Source organism: Marinobacterium sp. YM272 (genome assembly GCF_050908845.1).
Classification (GTDB): Bacteria; Pseudomonadota; Gammaproteobacteria; order Pseudomonadales; family Balneatricaceae; genus Marinobacterium_D.
This window is the reverse complement of record NZ_CP194171.1, coordinates 2,459,128-2,476,155: the sequence shown is the minus strand read 5'-3', so window position 1 is coordinate 2,476,155 and position 17,028 is coordinate 2,459,128. Positions and strand designations below refer to the sequence as shown.

Sequence of the window (17,028 nt, the reverse complement as noted above, 5' to 3'; positions counted from 1 at the left end):
TAGCTGTCAGGCTTTACGGGATTTGAAATAGATACCGGCAGAGGCGATCAGCACCGAGGCCATCAGCATCATCGTTGCGATGGCGTTGATCTCCGGCTTGATGCCGCGGCGGATCATGCTCATGATGAACACCGGCAGCGTGGTCGCATCAACACCACTGATAAAGTAGGTAATGACCAAGTCATCCATGGAGATGATGAAGCTGAGCAGCGCCCCGCCGATCACGCCCGGCAGGATCAGCGGCAGCGTCACGCGACGAAAGGTCTGCCATTCGCTCGCCCCCAGATCCGCTGACGCGGATTCGATCATTGGGTTCATACCGGCCAGGCGCGCGCTTACCACGATAAAGACGTAGCTGGTCAGGAAGGTACAGTGACCGATAACGATGGAGGTCACGCCCAGGTTCATGCCCACGCCGATAAAAAAGATCAGCAGCGCGATGCCCAGGACGATATCGGGCATCACCATCGGTACCATCAGCAACAACCGGTAGAACCCCTGCAGTTTGAAGCGGTAACGGGCGATAGCCACGGCGACACTGGTGCCGAGAACCGTGGAAACTAGTGTGGCGAACGCGGCGACGGTCAGACTGACCTTTAGCGCCGCCAGCAGCTGGTCGGTGGACTCCACATACGCAGTGGAGTCACTCAGCCCGGTATCGCCACCGAAGAGGTTGATATACCAGTCAAAACTGAACTCTTTCCAGATCATTACGTTGACCGGGTTGGAGTTGAAGGAGTAGATAACAACCAACAGTACCGGCGCATACAGGAAGATGAAGAACAGTGCGCCGTAACCTGACATCAGGTGATTTAAGAGTTTACGCATCAGCTGCAGAGCCTCGGGAATTGTGCTGTTTCTTCACCAGCCTGATCAGGTAAAAAGAAACCACCAGCAACATAAACAGAATCATGACCATGGACAGAGTGGCACCGAACGGCCAGTTCCTGGATGCAAGGAACTGCTGCTCCACCAGGTTGCCGATCATCACCACCTTGGCACCACCCAACATGGACGGCACGATGAAATTACCCAGCGCAGGAATAAAAACCAGGATGCAGCCGGAAACCACGCCTGGCAGCGTCATCGGGAAAATAACCTTGCGAAAAGTGGTCAACGGCGTAGCGCCCAGATCCTGGGAGGCTTTTATCAGCTTGGGATCCAGGTTTTCCACGCTGGAATAAACCGGCAGGAACATGAACGGAACAAAGATGTAGACCATGCCGAGTATCACCGCGGTGCCGGAGTACATCAGGTCCAGGGGTTCGCTGATCATGCCAAGCGAGAGCAGAATCTGGTTGGCAAAGCCGGAATCGCGAAGAATCAGCACCCAGGCGTAAAGCCTGATAATCATGCTGGAGAAAAACGGCAGCGCGATCATAAAAATACAGAACGACTTCCAGCGCGACGGCATTCGACTGATCCAGAACGCCACCGGGTAACAGAGCACCAGCGTCACCGCCACGGTCGCCAGCGCCAGCGCCGCAGAGCGCAGCAGGATTTCGAGGTATACGATATCGAACTCTTCGTAGAAACCATCAGCCCAGCCGAATACGCGGCCATAGCTCCAGTGGTAAAAGTTCCATTCCACACCGCCATACAGGCCAGGCTCCAGGAAGCTGTACACCGCCATGATGAGCAGTGGTCCCAGGAAGAAAACGCCGAGAAACAGCGTTGCCGGCGTCAGCAGTACCAACAGCTGCTTTTGCTGACCGTTAAATGCCCTCATCGCAGCGTTCCCCGTTCCGGAATCAGGTGCCAGGCCGCCGGATCATAGTCCAGCGTCAACGCTTGCCCAGGGCGCATAGCCGTGGATTGACTGCGGATCAGCGCAGACACCGTTTGACCGTCGCCCATGCGGCAGTGCAACTGGTGATCCCGACCAATAAAAACGGACTGCTCCAGTACGGCGGGAATACCGGTGCCGCCGCCGGCCCCATCAGTCACTTTCAGCTGCAGCTGCTCCGGACGGATAAGCAGAGAAACCTTCTCGCCCTTATTGAGAGTCGGATTTTTGCAGCTTACCTGAGTGCCACCAAGATCAACCCGGGCCAGGTTGCCGCTGGTGTCGACCACAGTGCCGAAAAATATATTACTCTCGCCGATAAACTCGGTGACAAACCGGCTGGCGGGACGGTGATAGATTTCATCCGGAGTACCCAGCTGCTCGATTTTGCCGCCGTTGAGAACAACGATGCGATCCGACATGGTCAGCGCCTCTTCCTGGTCGTGGGTCACGAACAGAAAACAGATACCGAGCTCGGACTGGAGGTTTTTCAGCTCGATCTGCATCTTGCCGCGCAGGTTACGATCGAGGGCTGAGAGCGGCTCATCGAGCAGCAGCATTTTCGGACGGTTGATGATCGCCCGCGCCAGGGCCACACGCTGCTGCTGTCCGCCGGACAGCTGCGAAGGGCGGCGTTTTTCCACACCGCTCAGGCCGACCATCTCCAGCGCTTCTGAGACACGGCGGTTTCGCTCCTTTTTGGCCACACCTGCCACGTCGAGACCATACCCCACGTTGTCGCCGATATTGAGGTGAGGAAACAGCGCATAGGACTGAAAAACCGTATTAACCGGCCGGCGATGCGGCGGAGATGCCAGCAGTGAGGTACCGTCGAGCTGAATCGAGCCGCTGTCGAGTCGCTCAAAGCCAGCGATGATGTTCAGCAGCGTCGTTTTACCGCAGCCCGAAGGGCCCAGCAGGGTGATAAATTCATTCGACGCAACGCTCAGGTTTATGCCATCAAGTGCTCGAACAGTGCCGCCTTCCGGGGTGACAAAATGGCGGAACGCTTTTTTTATTGTAAGAAAATCCGGTGTCGGGCCAGAAACAGACATGGTAAACCTCAGAGATTACGCGGGCCGAGCGGCCCGCGCGGGATACAGATAATCGATCAGGACGCGGTACGGAATTTGGTCCAGACGCGGTCGTAAAGGCGGGTGCCTTTACCCAGTTCGCGGAAGATCTGCAGCTTTTCCTTGGTTTCTGCGCTCGGATTAATATTCTCGTTATTACGAATATCATCCGGCAGCAGCTCGATGGCGGCCTTGTTCATGGAACCATTGGTCTGCTGAACGGTGTTCAGCGCGGAGATCTCCGGCTGCAGGAAGAACTCGAGGAAACGCTTGGCGTTCTCCTTGTTCGGTGCGGTTTTAAGCACGCACATGTTCTCCTGGTACATGGTGGCGCCCTCTTCCGGAATCACATAAGCGAGGGTGTCCGGCATTTCATTCACGTAGATCATGGCCCCCACGTACCACTGCGCAGCGGCGATATCGCCGGACTGAACCATCGGGATGCTGTCGTAGGTAAAGGCGGAGACCTTCGGCTTGGTCTCCAGCAGGAACTGCTGCGCCGCTTTCAGGTCGTCGGGCTCGACCGAGTTTACGCTTTTTCCATCCAGCAGCAGCGCCAGACCGATATCTTCACGCATATCGTCGAGCATGACGATTTTCTTGCCCTGGTCCGGCAGTGCAAAAAACTCCTTCCAGGAATTCAGTTCCGGCACCAGCTTCTTGTTGTAAACGATCCCCACACTGCCCCAGCCATAAGGCAGGCAGTATTCACCCTCAGGGTCTGATTCGGCGATCAGGTGGCCGGTATCGATATTTTCAAAGCCGGGAGACTGGTTGATATCGGTTTTTTCCAGCAGGTCCAGCTGCGCCATAATGTCCTGCATATGGACTGACGGAAAAACCACATCGTAGCCGGTGGCGCCGACCTGTAGTTTGGCCAGCATCTCTTCGTTGGACGAGTAGGTATCCAGGTTCACTTCGATACCGGTCTCTGCGGTAAAACGTTCAAGAACCTCGGGGTTGATATAGTCACCCCAGTTGTAAAGATTCAGCGTTTCCTGCGCCTGAACCGCCACCGATGTACCGGCACATGACGCGCCCAGGCAGGCCAGGGCCAGGGTCTTCTTGATCCATCTGCTACCAGCCGCAGCCGTATTGTCCGACTTCATATGTTTCGCCTCCAGGTCTGGGTGTTGAACCACTTATTTCCTATAAACACTAGGGCGACTGGTATCTATCATTCAATATCAGGATACGGTACATCTATAACATTATCCGCAAGCCCTAATCTCGGCTTTAAACCGTTAAAATAGTGATATGACCGCAATAAATGCACCTATATGATGCATATAGATAACTAAAAAAGCTTGAACCGCACCAATAACGCACAAGAATAACGACCATTTAGAGGGCAAACCGGTGGACAACACCTTTTCGACCAGCGGTGATTACATCTCCAGCCGCACCGCGAACAACATTCAGGCCCTGTTGCCAGGCCTTTCCGCGTCCGAGGCGCGGGTGGCTCAATACATACTGCTTAACCTGGATCGCATCGCCTACGAGACCGGCGCCTCGATTGCCGAAAAAGCCCTGGTCAGTCCGATTACCGTCAGCCGCTTCCTGAAGCGCGCCGGCTATAGGGGGATTGTCGAGCTCAAACAGGAGGTACTCCAGGACGATACGCTTGCCGTTGAGGAGCGTGCCGGACGCGAGTCACTGACCGATGAAACACTGAAGCCGATCTTCAACAAAGATCTACAGGTCCTTGTCGACCTTTTTGACCAGTTTCAGTCGGATACCTGGTTAGGACTGGTGGATTGTGTCGCCTCGGCAAGCCAGGTCTACGTCTCAGGCTTCCAAACGGTGCGAGGTATTGCGGAGGATTTCAGTCGCCGACTGTCACTGGCGCGCCATGAAGTACGTTATCTGTCTGCCCATGAAAGCATGCTCGGTGAATGGATCAGCGATAACCGGGAGAGATCCGAAAAGCCAAAGGTTCTGGTGCTGATTGACGTTGTGCCCTACGCCCAGGAAGGCAGGAAACTTTGTGAAATTGCCGCAGCCAAGGGGATCAAACTGGTGATACTCACCGACGAGTTCTGTTACTGGGCGCGGGACTACACACCCCACATCATCCACGCCAAGTCCAAAACCGGATTGTTTCTCGAATCCACCTGGGGCCTGGTACTGGCCACCAATATGCTCTGTGACCAGGTCGCAAATCGTAACCAGGACAGCGGCCGACGCACCAAGGAGTGGCTGGAACTGGCCCAGCGTTTGAACCTTTTTTGATCTCTGCGCGCAGGCAAAGCGATAACGCCCGCCAGCATGACCCAGCAAGTCCAATAGATCCTTCGTACCCTGAGGTTTAACGAACGTCAGCGGTTCTGATTAATCTGCCGGCGATAGAAACAGAGCTCACGCTCAAGCACCTCTACCTGATTGCTGGCGTTGCGAAAGCCATGACCTTCGCCGGCGAAGTGATACTCCTCGACACGGATAGCGCGTTGGCGCAGGGATTCTGCCATGCTGCGGGTCTGCTCGGGCAGAACCACGGGGTCTTCATCCCCCTGGAAGAAGATCACCGGCGCCTGAATTTTATCGACGTTATCGAGCGGCGAACGCTCGCTGTAACGGCTGGACTCCAGCGCCGGATCACCGATCAGCCAATGCAGATAACGAGATTCAAACTTGTGGGTGAGCGCATTAAGGCGCCTGGGGTCAGATACCCCGTAAAGGCTGGCACCTGCGGTAAAAAGATCGGAATGGGCCAGAGCGCTGAGCGTGGTATATCCCCCTGCACTGTTGCCGCGAATGAACAGCGCCCTGGGGTCAACCAGGCCCTCATTCACCAGTGCATTGGCAACCGCTTCCACATCCTCCACATCCGATATTCCCCAACGGCCGGCAAGTCCCATCCTGTAATCCCGGCCAAACCCGGTACTGCCGCGATAATTCACATCCGCAATAATGAAGCCTCGCTGGGTCCAGTACTGAATCGCCGGGCGGAAGCTGGGCGAGGTCATCGCCGTTGGGCCACCATGGGTATAGATAATCAGCGGCAAAGGCCCGCCGCTCTCTTGAGCAGGCCGATATAAAAAGTAGGGTACGGTACCACCGTCGCTTAGAGTCGCCTGACACGACTCGGGCAAGGCGACAGAATAATCCGGTGTATCGCCCCCGGTCAGGGTCGCACTGGTTGTCGTTGCCGATTTACCGTCCACGCAGAGGTGCAAAATCGCGGGCATGCGGTTGGTGAATTCGCCGATGCAGCAGCAGTGTCCATCGCCGAGTGCCAGAGAGTGAAGTCTGGCGGCAGGCTGATCCAGGTGGAGTTTCTGCCACTCCTTCCCGTCATGCATAAAAAGGGTCGAATAGCCGTTGGACTGACCGATCGCCAGCAGTTCGCCATCATCTCCCCAGCCGTAGGTACTCAGCCCAAACTGCCAGGGTGCTGTAGTGAACTCAGTATTCAGCGGTACCTCACCGGCAACCGGTATAAAGCCCTGATCCGAAAGCTGTTCGATGACCCACCAGTTACCTCGGTCCACGACAGCATGCAGGACGCCTTGCGGGGAAAACCTTGGCTGCGCCCAGGCAGCCGGTATATCAGACACCTGGCGGATATTCTCCAGCCTGCCGCTGGCATCAACCCTAGCCAGCATCAACCGGGTGCAATCCCAGGGCTGGAACGGATGATCCCACTCTATCCAGGCAAGCTGATCACCCTGGGGGCTGAGTGTGGGGGAACTGTAGAAATCGGCACCCTCGGCCAGCACCGTAAGGCGCCCCGCTTCGCTGACACTGCCGAGATAATTGGCCGGCTCGTCCTCAGTGTCGCTACGGGTTTCGCAGACAAGAATAAGTCTGTGCCGCTGGGCATCGTACTGCAGGTCCGCCATCCGAGTGCTGTTGTAAGCGGTTAGCTGCCGTGGCGACACGCTGCCCGACAGACTGGCCACCCAGATATGCTGGTCGGCATCGTTGACGAAATAGGCCTGGTCCCGCCCCCGGCACCAGGCGCCACCACCGTAGGAGTGAACCCGACTGCGCACACTGAACCGCTCCGGCAGCAGAGAGACGGCGTGCCGGCTTTCAAAACGGCAGAGTTGGTTTATACCCTTGTCGGCGTCATAACGAACACCATAGACGCGCCCGCGAAACAGGCGCAGAGATGAGTACTGATGAAACGAGGCAACGGCCTGAGCCGCACTAATCGGTTGGTCCACCTGACCGGGCAAATACACGTGGATCCTCTTTCTGAATTATGGAGCCTTCAGCGGAATGGGAAGAGCCTTCAGCGCTATGACCAGAGCCTTCAGCGTCATGGCCTGAGCCTTCAGCCAATGAACAAAAGCCTTCAGCGGGTGAAGCAGAGCCATCGACGTAAGCCCTAGAATTGCGCTCATTCCTGAATGTGATCTTACCTTCAGTATAATCACGTTCCGCCGCTTGTCTCGCCTCCACAATGCGGTAATGGTCAGGTGACTTGGCACAGACCGGATCAGCCGCGTGCATATCGCCGGTCAGCATGTACGCCTGACAGCGACAGCCACCGTGATCCTGGTCTTTTTCGCTGCAGGATCGACAGGGCTCCTGCATCCACTGATCACCCCGAAAGTAGTTGAAGCCGGTGGACTGGTTCCAGATCTGTTCGATGCTCAGCTCTTTGACGTTGGGAAATTCCAGCGGCAGCATCCGGGCGCTGTGACAGGGTAGTGCGGTACCGTCCGGCGTGACGGTGAGAAAGATCTCGCCCCAGCCGTTCATGCATTTTTTCGGACGTTCCTCGTAGTAATCCGGCGTCACGAAAATCAGTTTGACCGGATTGCCCTCTTCCTGCAGTTTTTGCCGGTACTCATTGGTGATCCGCTCGGCCCGCTCCAGCTGGGCCTGAGTCGGCAGCAGGTCCTCCCGGTTCTCATAAGCCCAGCCGTAATATTGGCAGGTGGCCAGTTCGACATAGTCCGCCTCCAGCTCCACGCAGAGCTCGATAATACGGTCGATCCGGTCGATGTTGTGCTTGTGAGTGACAAAGTTAAGCACCATCGGGTAGCCCTGGGCTTTCACTTCGCGGGCGATCTTCAGCTTCTGCTCAAACGCCTTTTTTGAGCCGGCGAGCAGGTTATTAACCTCCTCATCCGCCGCCTGGAAGCTGACCTGAATATGGTCAAGTCCGGATTCGCGAAATGCCGCGATGCGCTCTGGTGTCAGTCCGATGCCGGAGGTGATCAGGTTGGTATAGAAGCCAAGCTTTCGCGCTTCCGCAATCAGCTGCTCGAGGTCACGCCGAACCAGGGGTTCGCCGCCGGAGAAACCCAGCTGAGCAGCGCCCATTTCCCGCGCCTGGCGAAACACGTCGATCCACTGCTCGGTGCTCAACTCTTCGCCGGCACCTGCAAAATCCAGCGGATTGCTGCAGTAGGGGCACTGCAGCGGGCATTTATAGGTCAGCTCCGCCAGTAACCAGAGCGGCTGGCCATGGGGTCTGGCTTCCAGGGCCAACTGGTTAGCGGTAGTGGATCCAGCGTTGCTCACGGGCCACCTCCATAAACTCAAGGACATCGCTGCTCAGGTCGCCGGCGTCCGGGAAGCGTTCCATCAACGCTGCGCAGATGTCGACCACTGATCGCTCGCCATCAACCAGCGACAGGATCTCACCGGCACTTTGATTAAGTTTGACCATCCCTTCCGGATACAGCAATACGTAGGCCTGCTGCGCCGGTTCCCACTGGAAGCGGAACATGCGCTCCAACGCGGGCACCAGGCCTGAGCCGCTCGCCGCAGAGTTCACTTGAGTATTCATCGGAACAGCCCCTTGTGATAAACCTTTTCCCGGGTCACGGTGTGGTACGGCGGACGATCCAGCTGGTAGGCCATCGTCATCGCATCGAGCATGCTCCAGAGCACATCGAGCTTGAACTGCAGAATCTCCAGCATCCGCTCCTGCTGCTCGCGGGTTTTGTAGAAGTCCAGGGTGATGGTCATGCCCTGCTGTACATCGCGCCGTGCTTCACTGAGGCGGTTACGGAAATACTGGTAGCCCTCCTCCTTGATCCACGGATAGTGGCTCGGCCAGGTATCCAGGCGCGACTGATGGATGGTTGGCGCGAACAGCTCGGTCAGCGACGAACTCGCCGCCTCCTCCCAGCCGGCCCGGCGGGCAAAGTTGACGTAGGCATCCACGGCGAAACGGACGCCCGGCAGCACATGCTCCTGGGAGAGGATCTCTTCGCGACTCAGACCCACAGCCTCACCCAGCTGCAACCAGGCCTCAATGCCACCGACAGCGCCGTCGTAGCCATCATGATCAAGGATGCGCTGCACCCAGTGGCGGCGTACTTCACGATCCGGGCAGTTGGCCATGATCGCGGCATCTTTCAGCGGGATATTAATCTGGTAATAGAAACGGTTGGCAACCCAGCCGCGGATCTGTTCGGGCGTAGAGCGCCCTTCATACATATCGACGTGAAAGGGATGGTAGATATGGTAAAGATCGCCCTTGGCGCGCAGCGCCTGTTCAAAGGCTTCGCGGCTTAGCGGTGCATCGATCTTGGCTGCTTGCATGTTCATACCTGTCTCCTACAACTCTATGCCCATACCGTCGTACGCGACCTCGATATCGTGACGCGCCAGTTCAGCACGCTCCGGCGAGTCCTCGATCAGTATCGGGTTGGTATTATTTATATGAATCAGCACCTTGCGCGGCTTTTTCAAGGTATCGAGAAAGGCGATCATGCCCTCCTCGTCTGAGCCTTCACCGGTCTGCGACAGGTGTCCCATATGGACACCGAGTTTGTCACCAACGCCGGCATGGATCATCTCGTCGTCACGCCAGAGCGTGCCGTCCACGAGGAGGCAATCAGCCTCAGACATGATGGATGGCAGGTGTGATTCGATCCGGCCGAGGCCGGGAGCATAGAACAGGGATTTGCCGTTACGCATGTCACGGATCAACATGCCAATGTTGTCACCCGGGTGCGGGTCATTGCGATGGGGCGAATATGGCGGCGCGCTGGAGCGCAGCGGTACGGCGATAAACTCCAGCCCCGGTGCACAGTCGATGGTGAAGCGGTTAACCGCCCCGTCCACCTGAATCTGTTTACGCTTCAGACCACCGTTCCAGTGTTCCAGCATATTGAACACCGGAAAACCGCTGGTCAGATCCTGGTAGACCATATCGGTACACCAGACCTCATGGGGACAGCCCTCGCGCAGCATCAGCAAACCGGTGGTATGGTCAATCTGGCTATCCATCAGCACGATGGCGCCGATACCGGTATCGCGTCTGGCGCGCGCCGGCTGCATTGGAGCGAAGTCGGCGAGCTGTGCCCTGATATCGGGGGAGGCGTTGAAGAGTACCCAGTCAATACCATCACTGGAAACGGCAATCGAGGATTGGGTGCGGGGTTTGGCATTCAGGGTGCCGTTGCGCACACCTGTGCAGTTGTCGCAGTTGCAGTTCCACTGCGGGAAGCCACCACCGGCAGCTGAACCCAGAATCTGTATTTTCATTATTATTGTGTGCCCTGAGTCTGGTTCTATGGGCTTGAAGCAAGGCTACCGGCGGGCGCCGGCAGCTTTATCTCTGGCAGGCGCTTAGCGGTTGGCGAAGTACATGGTGACTTCGAAGCCGATGCGCAGGTCAGTGTAAGCAGGTTTAGTCCACATAATGTTTACCTCGTTTTTATTGTTTAACGACACCTTGATCATAGGAGCGGGACCGCCCGGGAAATATGGTACTTTGGAACTAAAAATGACCCGAAAAGGTAGGTGCCCCTGGTGCCGGTATGGCCCTTTTGCCACATCGGCCAGGGCAGCGATATAGCCAGCCCCGGTAAGGATTGCAGTGGGACGGTAGTAGTGTGACGCAAAGTGGAAGCACTTGAGAGAAACGCCGCTCCTGCGCATCCTTGCGCCCGCGACGTACCATACGTCCTGTATATAAAAAATCGGCTCCCGAGGGAGCCGATAAATGTGCCTGCAAACTGTTCATCAAACCAGGCAGAGGCTTTGTGGGGGACAAAGCCCTGATGATGAGGGACGGTCTCCCGCCCCTGTCACGTCCCTGTCAGTGCACAACAGGCCACAGAGAGGACTGTTTAGAAGAAGCCCAGCGGATCGGTGCTGTAGCTGACCAGCAGGTTCTTGGTCTGCTGATAGTGATCCAGCATCATCTTGTGGGTCTCACGACCGACACCGGACTTCTTGTAACCACCGAAAGCCGCGTGTGCCGGGTAGGCGTGGTAGCAGTTGGTCCAGACTCGACCGGCCTGGATGCCGCGACCCATACGGTAAGAGCGGTTCATATCGCGTGACCATACGCCTGCGCCCAGACCGAACTCGGTGTCGTTGGCGATGGCCAGTGCTTCGGCTTCATCTTTGAAGGTTGTGACTGCTACTACCGGGCCAAAGATCTCTTCCTGGAAGACGCGCATATCGTTGCGGCCTTTCAGCAGGGTCGGCTGGATGTAGAAGCCGCTGTTGAGCTTGTCACCCAGCTGCTCTGCAGCACCACCGATCAGACACTCTGCGCCCTCTTCGCGACCGATATCCAGGTAACCCAGGATTTTTTCGTACTGTTCCTGAGATGCCTGAGCGCCAACCATGGTTTCGCTGTCCAGCGGGTTGCCACGCTTGATCTGGCCGATGCGCTCAATAACGAGGCCGATGAACTTCTCGTAGATGCTTTCCTGAACCAGCAGGCGTGACGGGCAGGTGCAGACCTCGCCCTGGTTGAAGAATGCCAGCACCGTACCTTCAACACATTTGCTCAGGAAGCTGTCTTCATGATCCATCACGTCTTCGAAGTAGATGTTCGGCGACTTGCCGCCCAGCTCTACAGTAGACGGGATGATGTTTTCGGCGGCGCACTTGAGGATGTGGGAACCGACCGGGGTGGAACCGGTGAAGGCGATCTTAGCGATACGGGTGCTGGTGGCCAGCGCCTGACCGGCTTCAGCGCCGTAACCGTTAACCACGTTCAGTACACCTGCCGGCAGCAGGTCGCTGATCACTTCCATCAGTACAAGGATAGAAGCCGGAGTCTGCTCGGCCGGCTTCAGCACGATGCAGTTACCTGCAGCCAGGGCCGGTGCGATCTTCCAGGCCGCCATCAGCAGCGGGAAGTTCCAGGGGATGATCTGACCAACTACGCCGAGCGGCTCGTGGAAGTGGTAAGCAACAGTGTGCTCGTCGATTTCGCCGATGGTGCCTTCCTGCGCACGGATACAACCGGCGAAGTAACGGAAGTGGTCGGCAGAAAGGGGGACGTCTGCCGCGAGGGTTTCACGAACGGCTTTACCATTATCCCAGGTTTCGGCGACAGCCAGCTTTTCCAGGTTGGCTTCGATGCGGTCAGCGATCTTCAGCAGGACATTGGAACGCTCTTGAACGGAGGTACGGCCCCAGGCGTCTTTCGCCTTGTGCGCAGCATCCAGTGCAAGATCGATATCTTCGGCGGTAGAGCGCGGAATTTCACAGATCGCTTCGCCGGTGCAAGGAGTGATGTTGGTGAAGTACTGGCCTTTTACCGGCGCAACCCATTCGCCACCGATAAAGTTGCCGTAACGCTGCTGGAAAGTTACTACTGAACCTTCTGTACCGGGCTGTGCGTAGATCATTGTCGTAAGCCTCTTTGTTTTTATTTCCCTGACTCCGCCAGCGGGCGAAGCCTTTCTCTGATTCGACAAAATCATCTTAGGAGCGCCACCGGCCTGCCGGTATCGTCCCTTCGCAGCGAAAAAGCGGTACTTTCGTACTAGCATCTCGATGGCAAAACCAAGCAAAACACTCGGATAGGCGATATAATTACAGGTTAGTTAACGATTTATCTCTATCGACTCAGAAAGGATCATCTATGCCTCTTCTAGACAGCTTTACCGTCGATCACACCCGTATGCATGCCCCCGCCGTGCGGATCGCCAAGACCATGAACACCCCCAAGGGCGACCCGATCACCGTGTTCGATCTTCGCTTCTGCCTGCCAAACCAGGAGATCCTGTCAGAGAAAGGGATTCACACCCTTGAGCACCTGTTTGCCGGCTTCATGCGCGATCACCTCAACGGCGACAGCATCGAAATCATCGATATCTCGCCGATGGGCTGCCGCACCGGTTTCTACATGAGCCTGATCGGTACTCCGGGAGAGAAAGACGTGGCCAATGCCTGGCGCGCCTCCATGGAGGATGTGCTGAATGTGCAGGCTGAAGGCGACATTCCGGAGCTGAACAAATACCAGTGCGGCACCTACACCATGCACTCCCTGGATGAAGCCAAGGCGATCGCGAAGAACATTCTCGATCGTGGTATCGATGTCAACATCAATGCCGAGCTGGATCTGGACGAAGAGTTCCTGAAAGAGCACAGCTGAGTTCTGTGCACCGAAAACAGAAACGCCCGCTTCGATTGCGGGCGTTTTTCGTTGCGGGCCAGCGGGCCTAAAGTGGTCGAGAAAACCGGTTTCAGCCGCTCAACCCATCGATTCTGGCGGCCAGAATGAAGTCATTTTCGTGCAGGCCGCCGATCTTGTGGGTCCAGATTTCGATCTCCACATGCCCCCAGCCAAAGGCGATTTCCGGATGGTGGTCCTGCTTTTCCGCAATCTCGCCGACCCGGTTGACGAACGCCAGCGCAGTGGCAAAGTTGCTAAACTTGAACGCCCGACGCAGGCGTGTCGCCCCCTCCTCCAAGCGCCATTGTGGTATCTGTTGCAGCAGTGAATTGGCCTCATCCTGCGTCAGCGGATCGATGCCACCGCGACAGGGGACGCACTGTTTATCAGACAAACTCACGATCTAACCTCCCAAGGCTAATTGATTGCCTTTGGAAGGTCAGTTTAGCCCAGCTGGCCTTCTCAGGCTTCCTCCTCTTCAAGCACCTGGGTTTCAGAGCGGAAGCGTTTGCGCGCTTCGGCGTCGAGCCCGAGAATCTTCGCAAACCAGGGCGGCGGCGCGGCGAACACACTCTGAAATTCGATAAGCTTTTCCGGCGCCTCGATCACATCCGGCACCTTGATCGGGTAGATATCCGCCCGGATTACCTTGGCTGCGGCAGGGCCACCCATGGTCTGCACAAACAGCACCTGGCAATCGCGAACCAGGTTCACCCGAAACTGGTTCTTGTCCTCGGCGTTATCGGCCTCCACCGCCGAGCGGATATCAACCAGTCGCAGATCCGTCGCCGACAGCTGGTACACCAGGTAACGGATACAGGAGCCGAAGTGGCCATTGAGCAGGCTGCCGGCATTGGAGGCAACGGCAACGCGAATCGAGCCCGGCAGGTCGCCCTGCCGATAGGGCTGAATTTCCGGCAGGTTTTCATCCGCCTCTTCACCCCAGAGATAACGTACCGCCAGCTTGATGTTCTCAAGGCCGATGCCTATATCCTCGCCATCCTCTTCACCGTCCAGGCTGCCGATGCCGGTTTTCAGATTAGTCACCGTAACCCGTTTGAGCGCTTCGTCATCCAGCGGGGTGCCCACCCGCTCGTGGAGAATATCCAGCAACTCGCCGATCTCGACGCCGGGCAGCACCCGGGCAGCCAGGGCGATCCGCAGGGCCAGTTCACGATCCAGAGCTTCCATCATTTTTCTCCTAAGGTGGCCTCAGGCGGCGCAGACCGCACGCAGCAGTTTGAAACTGGTCAGGCTCGCCGCCAGATCCAGGGGTGTCATGTCATCATCGTTGGCGATATTGGGATCAGCCCCCAGCTCCAGCAGCAGATGAACCACGGCGTCTTTGCCACTTGAAGCTGCATAGGCCATCACCGTGTTCCCGGCAGGATTGCGGTAGTCAGGATCACAACCGGCACCGATCAAATCGCGGATGCAGACCTCCGACTCGGCATAACAGGCGGCCCAGACGGCATTGTTGCCGTAGCTGTCGAGCACGTGTACATCGACGCCGCGTGCGATCAGATCGCGTAACAGCTCCGCCCGCCCCTGGCGTGCAGCAAGCATCAACGCGCTGTCACCATCCGGGTTCACCAGGTTCGGCTGCGAATTGTCGAGCCGGTTTTCTCTGAACCACTGTGCATCGTTCATCGCTCTCCTCCCTTTATCTACTGCCGGCTTCACTGCCAGGCCGCATAGCCATCCTTGAGACTGTACACATCGGTAAAGCCGAAATCGCTGAACATCTCAGCCACGTGTTCGCTGGCGTGACCGTGATAGCAGTAGATCACCATCGTCTTCTGTTTTTCACCCTTCATCAGCAGGCTGTCTCTCAACCCCTCGTGCAGGTGCATCGCATCATCTATGTGTCCGGCGCGGTAATCTTTAGCATCGCGACAATCCAGCAGGATCGGCGTGCTTGTCTGAAGCATCGGCTTGAGTTCACTGGCCGTGATCGTCTTGAACTTGCTCATCAAACAACTCCTCTGCGGCGGATGGCTGGTTTTAATTGAGCGTGGTCGCTGTTACTGGCACACCGATCAGACGATCGATCAAGGCGAAATACTCCTCGCTGGTGAATTCCGCTTTCTGACTGGAGAAAAACTCCTTGGCGTTATCGATCGCATCCTGCATCGCCGCGATAACGTAGGCTTCGGCATGGGAGGAACCCAGCATCTTGCCCGGCACCGATGACTCGATCCGCAGGGTGTTCGAGCTGGCATCGTAGGAGTGGAAACGCATCCCCTCGAATCCTGGCAGTTCCGACTGCCCCGGCATCAGGAACTGCAGGTCCAGGTTGGGCGCGCTGGTCTGCACCCGATTCTGGCGCTGCTGCGCCAATCCGGCTGCAACACGGGTCAGCGCCTTGCTGAACGGGGTCTCGTCAAGCCGGCGATCCGGCAGGTATGCACCGATGTAAAGAGCCATAACTATCCCTCCAGACTAAGTTTAACTGGATGCAGCAAAAGCTTTGCCATACATCGATTGTTAAGGAGCAACCGAAACTCTCTATTAATAAACAGTTAGTTAGGCATTAAGGAAGCGATCCGACCCGGCTCGACAATCAAGTTACCTCTGTTACAAAGGCGACAATGGGTGTGGGCTATACGCCCAATGCATCTGACGCACAGATCGTCTATCATCGGCCCACAATTCGCTGGGAACGAGCGTTATGCTGGAGTTAAAAGATCTTTTCTGGCTGCTGCTGACCGGGCTTATCTGCCTGTTCTGGTGGCAGGGACAAAAAGTGCGGGAGATCGCCCTGCGCGAGGTGCGCCGGCAGTGTCGCGATATGGACCTGCAGCTGCTGGATGAAAGCGTGGGCCTGCGGGCTATCTGGCTGAAACGTTCACAGGATGGCAAGGTACACCTTTGGCGACGCTACCATTTCGAGTTCACATCCACAGGCGATGAACGCTACTCGGGCGAAATCGTCACGCTCGGTCATAAGGTGACCGGGTTCAATGTCTCGCCCCATCGTATCGGCTAATCTATGCTTTTACGTCCATAGCCACTACTATCCTGATATGAAGAAACGCCTGCCTGCCCTGACATTGACCGCATTCATCGCACTAAGCCTGACGTCGGCCAGCGCCTTCGCCGAGGATATACGGCGCGTCGTTCACCCGGACGGCCGGGTCGAATACACCAACCTGGCGCCTAAAGAGTCGGGTAAACGCCTGTCGGGAAGCAGCCGTACCGAGACGATCTATAAATACCGTCGCCCGGACGGAACCCTGGCCTTTTCCGACGAGCGACCTTTGCATATCCGCAATTACGATGTGCTGAAGTTTGACTGCTACGCCTGTGCGCCCGGATCAACCATCGACTGGCATACCACGCCACTTAACCGCCAGGCGTTTCGCGACCAGGTTTCAGACGCCGCGAAAGCCTACGGTGTTGCCCCCTCACTGGTCCGCGCCGTCATCCATGCCGAATCCGCCTTCAATCCCAAGGCGCTGTCCCATAAAGGCGCCATGGGGTTGATGCAGCTGATGCCGGCCACGGCCGAGGATCTGGGGGTTTCCAACGCCCTGGATGAGCAGCAGAATATTCAGGGCGGCGTACGCTACCTGGCCGCGCTCCTCGAACGTTATGATGGCGACAGTCGGCTGGCGACCGCCGCGTACAACGCAGGTCCCGGCGCCGTTGCCAAATATGGCGGTGTCCCGCCCTACGCGGAGACCAAGGCCTACGTAGAGCGGGTCGGTATCCTGCAAAAGCGATATGCTCAGGTGCAGTAACGGCGACCAACACACCCGTCCCGTCTCGCGCGCTGATGCGTCGGTCTGGCCAACCTAGCCAAGAGCATCAGACAATCTCGATAACTATCTAAT

General features: G+C 56.9%; 20 protein-coding genes. 4 read left to right on the top strand and 16 right to left on the bottom strand.

Annotated elements, in window-relative coordinates; genetic code table 11:
* Window positions 1–6: 6 nt before the first annotated feature.
* The 4 genes from ACQUQP_RS11095 to ACQUQP_RS11080 are packed head-to-tail and all read right to left on the bottom strand — an operon-like array spanning window position 7 to window position 3,968.
* On the bottom strand, window positions 7–828 hold the full coding sequence (locus ACQUQP_RS11095; RefSeq protein ID WP_432695095.1) for an ABC transporter permease: 822 nt from the start codon (window positions 826–828) through the stop codon (window positions 7–9).
* Window positions 821–1,729 carry an ABC transporter permease gene (locus tag ACQUQP_RS11090; protein ID WP_432695094.1) on the bottom strand — a complete coding sequence of 303 codons (909 nt, stop codon included), beginning with the start codon at window positions 1,727–1,729 and terminating at the stop codon, window positions 821–823. Before ACQUQP_RS11090 ends, ACQUQP_RS11095 begins: the two co-directional genes overlap by 8 nt.
* Window positions 1,726–2,841: an ABC transporter ATP-binding protein gene (locus ACQUQP_RS11085; protein ID WP_432695093.1), complete on the bottom strand. Its 1,116-nt coding sequence runs from the start codon at window positions 2,839–2,841 to the stop codon at window positions 1,726–1,728. The genes ACQUQP_RS11090 and ACQUQP_RS11085 overlap by 4 nt, the downstream gene beginning before the upstream one ends.
* 56 nt (window positions 2,842–2,897) lie before the next feature.
* The gene (locus ACQUQP_RS11080; protein ID WP_432695092.1) at window positions 2,898–3,968 is read right to left on the bottom strand and encodes a polyamine ABC transporter substrate-binding protein; all 1,071 of its coding nucleotides are present in this window, start codon (window positions 3,966–3,968) and stop codon (window positions 2,898–2,900) included.
* A gap of 250 nt (window positions 3,969–4,218) precedes the next feature.
* Between ACQUQP_RS11080 and ACQUQP_RS11075 the strand changes: the two genes are divergently transcribed.
* Window positions 4,219–5,091, top strand: coding sequence for a MurR/RpiR family transcriptional regulator (locus ACQUQP_RS11075; RefSeq protein WP_432695091.1), 873 nt, complete (start codon window positions 4,219–4,221; stop codon window positions 5,089–5,091).
* An 86-nt stretch (window positions 5,092–5,177) separates the two neighbouring features.
* Here the strand turns inward: ACQUQP_RS11075 and ACQUQP_RS11070 are convergent, their stop codons facing one another.
* The 7 genes from ACQUQP_RS11070 to exaC all read right to left on the bottom strand — a co-directional run bounded on the left by ACQUQP_RS11070 (window position 5,178) and on the right by exaC (window position 12,422).
* A complete protein-coding gene (locus ACQUQP_RS11070) occupies window positions 5,178–7,046 on the bottom strand; it encodes a prolyl oligopeptidase family serine peptidase (protein WP_432695090.1) in 1,869 nt (622 codons plus the stop codon).
* Window positions 7,012–8,337, bottom strand: coding sequence for a pyrroloquinoline quinone biosynthesis protein PqqE (gene pqqE, locus ACQUQP_RS11065; protein ID WP_432695089.1), 1,326 nt, complete (start codon window positions 8,335–8,337; stop codon window positions 7,012–7,014). The genes ACQUQP_RS11070 and pqqE overlap by 35 nt, the downstream gene beginning before the upstream one ends.
* A complete protein-coding gene (gene pqqD, locus ACQUQP_RS11060) occupies window positions 8,309–8,605 on the bottom strand; it encodes a pyrroloquinoline quinone biosynthesis peptide chaperone PqqD (protein WP_432695088.1) in 297 nt (98 codons plus the stop codon). The genes pqqE and pqqD overlap by 29 nt, the downstream gene beginning before the upstream one ends.
* Complete coding sequence (gene pqqC, locus ACQUQP_RS11055) at window positions 8,602–9,372, bottom strand: pyrroloquinoline-quinone synthase PqqC (protein ID WP_432695087.1); 771 nt, start codon at window positions 9,370–9,372, stop codon at window positions 8,602–8,604. Before pqqC ends, pqqD begins: the two co-directional genes overlap by 4 nt.
* Before the next feature lie 9 nt (window positions 9,373–9,381).
* Complete coding sequence (gene pqqB / locus ACQUQP_RS11050) at window positions 9,382–10,314, bottom strand: pyrroloquinoline quinone biosynthesis protein PqqB (protein WP_432695086.1); 933 nt, start codon at window positions 10,312–10,314, stop codon at window positions 9,382–9,384.
* 84 nt (window positions 10,315–10,398) lie between these two features.
* Window positions 10,399–10,470, bottom strand: a complete 72-nt coding sequence (gene pqqA / locus ACQUQP_RS11045; protein WP_003243383.1) for a pyrroloquinoline quinone precursor peptide PqqA — start codon at window positions 10,468–10,470, stop codon at window positions 10,399–10,401.
* A 431-nt stretch (window positions 10,471–10,901) separates the two neighbouring features.
* Entirely contained in the window at window positions 10,902–12,422 is a 1,521-nt protein-coding gene (gene exaC / locus ACQUQP_RS11040) for an acetaldehyde dehydrogenase ExaC (RefSeq protein WP_432695085.1), read from the bottom strand.
* 236 nt (window positions 12,423–12,658) lie between these two features.
* Here exaC and luxS point away from each other — a divergent pair, with 236 nt between their 5' ends.
* Entirely contained in the window at window positions 12,659–13,171 is a 513-nt protein-coding gene (gene luxS, locus ACQUQP_RS11035; protein ID WP_432695084.1) for an S-ribosylhomocysteine lyase, read from the top strand.
* Window positions 13,172–13,262: 91 nt separating this feature from the next.
* Here luxS and ACQUQP_RS11030 read toward each other — a convergent pair whose 3' ends face one another.
* The 5 genes from ACQUQP_RS11030 to ACQUQP_RS11010 form a co-directional block, all read right to left on the bottom strand.
* Window positions 13,263–13,592 carry a 4a-hydroxytetrahydrobiopterin dehydratase gene (locus ACQUQP_RS11030; protein ID WP_432695083.1) on the bottom strand — a complete coding sequence of 110 codons (330 nt, stop codon included), beginning with the start codon at window positions 13,590–13,592 and terminating at the stop codon, window positions 13,263–13,265.
* 62 nt (window positions 13,593–13,654) lie between these two features.
* Window positions 13,655–14,386, bottom strand: a complete 732-nt coding sequence (locus ACQUQP_RS11025) for a dinitrogenase iron-molybdenum cofactor biosynthesis protein (protein WP_432695082.1) — start codon at window positions 14,384–14,386, stop codon at window positions 13,655–13,657.
* Between the two features lie 18 nt (window positions 14,387–14,404).
* Window positions 14,405–14,842, bottom strand: coding sequence for an ankyrin repeat domain-containing protein (locus tag ACQUQP_RS11020; RefSeq protein WP_432695081.1), 438 nt, complete (start codon window positions 14,840–14,842; stop codon window positions 14,405–14,407).
* Between the two features lie 29 nt (window positions 14,843–14,871).
* A complete protein-coding gene (locus tag ACQUQP_RS11015) occupies window positions 14,872–15,165 on the bottom strand; it encodes a rhodanese-like domain-containing protein (protein WP_432695080.1) in 294 nt (97 codons plus the stop codon).
* A gap of 31 nt (window positions 15,166–15,196) precedes the next feature.
* On the bottom strand, window positions 15,197–15,619 hold the full coding sequence (locus tag ACQUQP_RS11010) for a hypothetical protein (RefSeq protein WP_432695079.1): 423 nt from the start codon (window positions 15,617–15,619) through the stop codon (window positions 15,197–15,199).
* Between the two features lie 244 nt (window positions 15,620–15,863).
* Here ACQUQP_RS11010 and ACQUQP_RS11005 point away from each other — a divergent pair, with 244 nt between their 5' ends.
* A complete protein-coding gene (locus ACQUQP_RS11005) occupies window positions 15,864–16,181 on the top strand; it encodes a DUF3301 domain-containing protein (RefSeq protein WP_432695078.1) in 318 nt (105 codons plus the stop codon).
* Window positions 16,156–16,935 (top strand): lytic transglycosylase domain-containing protein, encoded by a 780-nt coding sequence (locus ACQUQP_RS11000; RefSeq protein ID WP_432695077.1) that lies wholly within the window; start codon window positions 16,156–16,158, stop codon window positions 16,933–16,935. Before ACQUQP_RS11005 ends, ACQUQP_RS11000 begins: the two co-directional genes overlap by 26 nt.
* Window positions 16,936–17,028 lie beyond the last annotated feature (93 nt).

Excerpts from the sequence above, each read along its gene's own strand:
- ACQUQP_RS11095 (WP_432695095.1), bottom strand. The coding sequence starts at position 828 with ATGCGTAAACTCTTAAATCACCTGATGTCAGGTTACGGCGCACTGTTC.
- ACQUQP_RS11090 (WP_432695094.1), bottom strand. The coding sequence starts at position 1,729 with ATGAGGGCATTTAACGGTCAGCAAAAGCAGCTGTTGGTACTGCTGACG.
- ACQUQP_RS11085 (WP_432695093.1), bottom strand. The coding sequence starts at position 2,841 with ATGTCTGTTTCTGGCCCGACACCGGATTTTCTTACAATAAAAAAAGCG.
- ACQUQP_RS11080 (WP_432695092.1), bottom strand. The coding sequence starts at position 3,968 with ATGAAGTCGGACAATACGGCTGCGGCTGGTAGCAGATGGATCAAGAAG.
- pqqD (WP_432695088.1), bottom strand. The coding sequence starts at position 8,605 with ATGAATACTCAAGTGAACTCTGCGGCGAGCGGCTCAGGCCTGGTGCCC.
- pqqC (WP_432695087.1), bottom strand. The coding sequence starts at position 9,372 with ATGAACATGCAAGCAGCCAAGATCGATGCACCGCTAAGCCGCGAAGCC.
- pqqB (WP_432695086.1), bottom strand. The coding sequence starts at position 10,314 with ATGAAAATACAGATTCTGGGTTCAGCTGCCGGTGGTGGCTTCCCGCAG.
- exaC (WP_432695085.1), bottom strand. The coding sequence starts at position 12,422 with ATGATCTACGCACAGCCCGGTACAGAAGGTTCAGTAGTAACTTTCCAG.
- luxS (WP_432695084.1), top strand. The coding sequence starts at position 12,659 with ATGCCTCTTCTAGACAGCTTTACCGTCGATCACACCCGTATGCATGCC.
- ACQUQP_RS11025 (WP_432695082.1), bottom strand. The coding sequence starts at position 14,386 with ATGATGGAAGCTCTGGATCGTGAACTGGCCCTGCGGATCGCCCTGGCT.
- ACQUQP_RS11020 (WP_432695081.1), bottom strand. The coding sequence starts at position 14,842 with ATGAACGATGCACAGTGGTTCAGAGAAAACCGGCTCGACAATTCGCAG.
- ACQUQP_RS11015 (WP_432695080.1), bottom strand. The coding sequence starts at position 15,165 with ATGAGCAAGTTCAAGACGATCACGGCCAGTGAACTCAAGCCGATGCTT.
- ACQUQP_RS11010 (WP_432695079.1), bottom strand. The coding sequence starts at position 15,619 with ATGGCTCTTTACATCGGTGCATACCTGCCGGATCGCCGGCTTGACGAG.
- ACQUQP_RS11005 (WP_432695078.1), top strand. The coding sequence starts at position 15,864 with ATGCTGGAGTTAAAAGATCTTTTCTGGCTGCTGCTGACCGGGCTTATC.
- ACQUQP_RS11000 (WP_432695077.1), top strand. The coding sequence starts at position 16,156 with ATGTCTCGCCCCATCGTATCGGCTAATCTATGCTTTTACGTCCATAGC.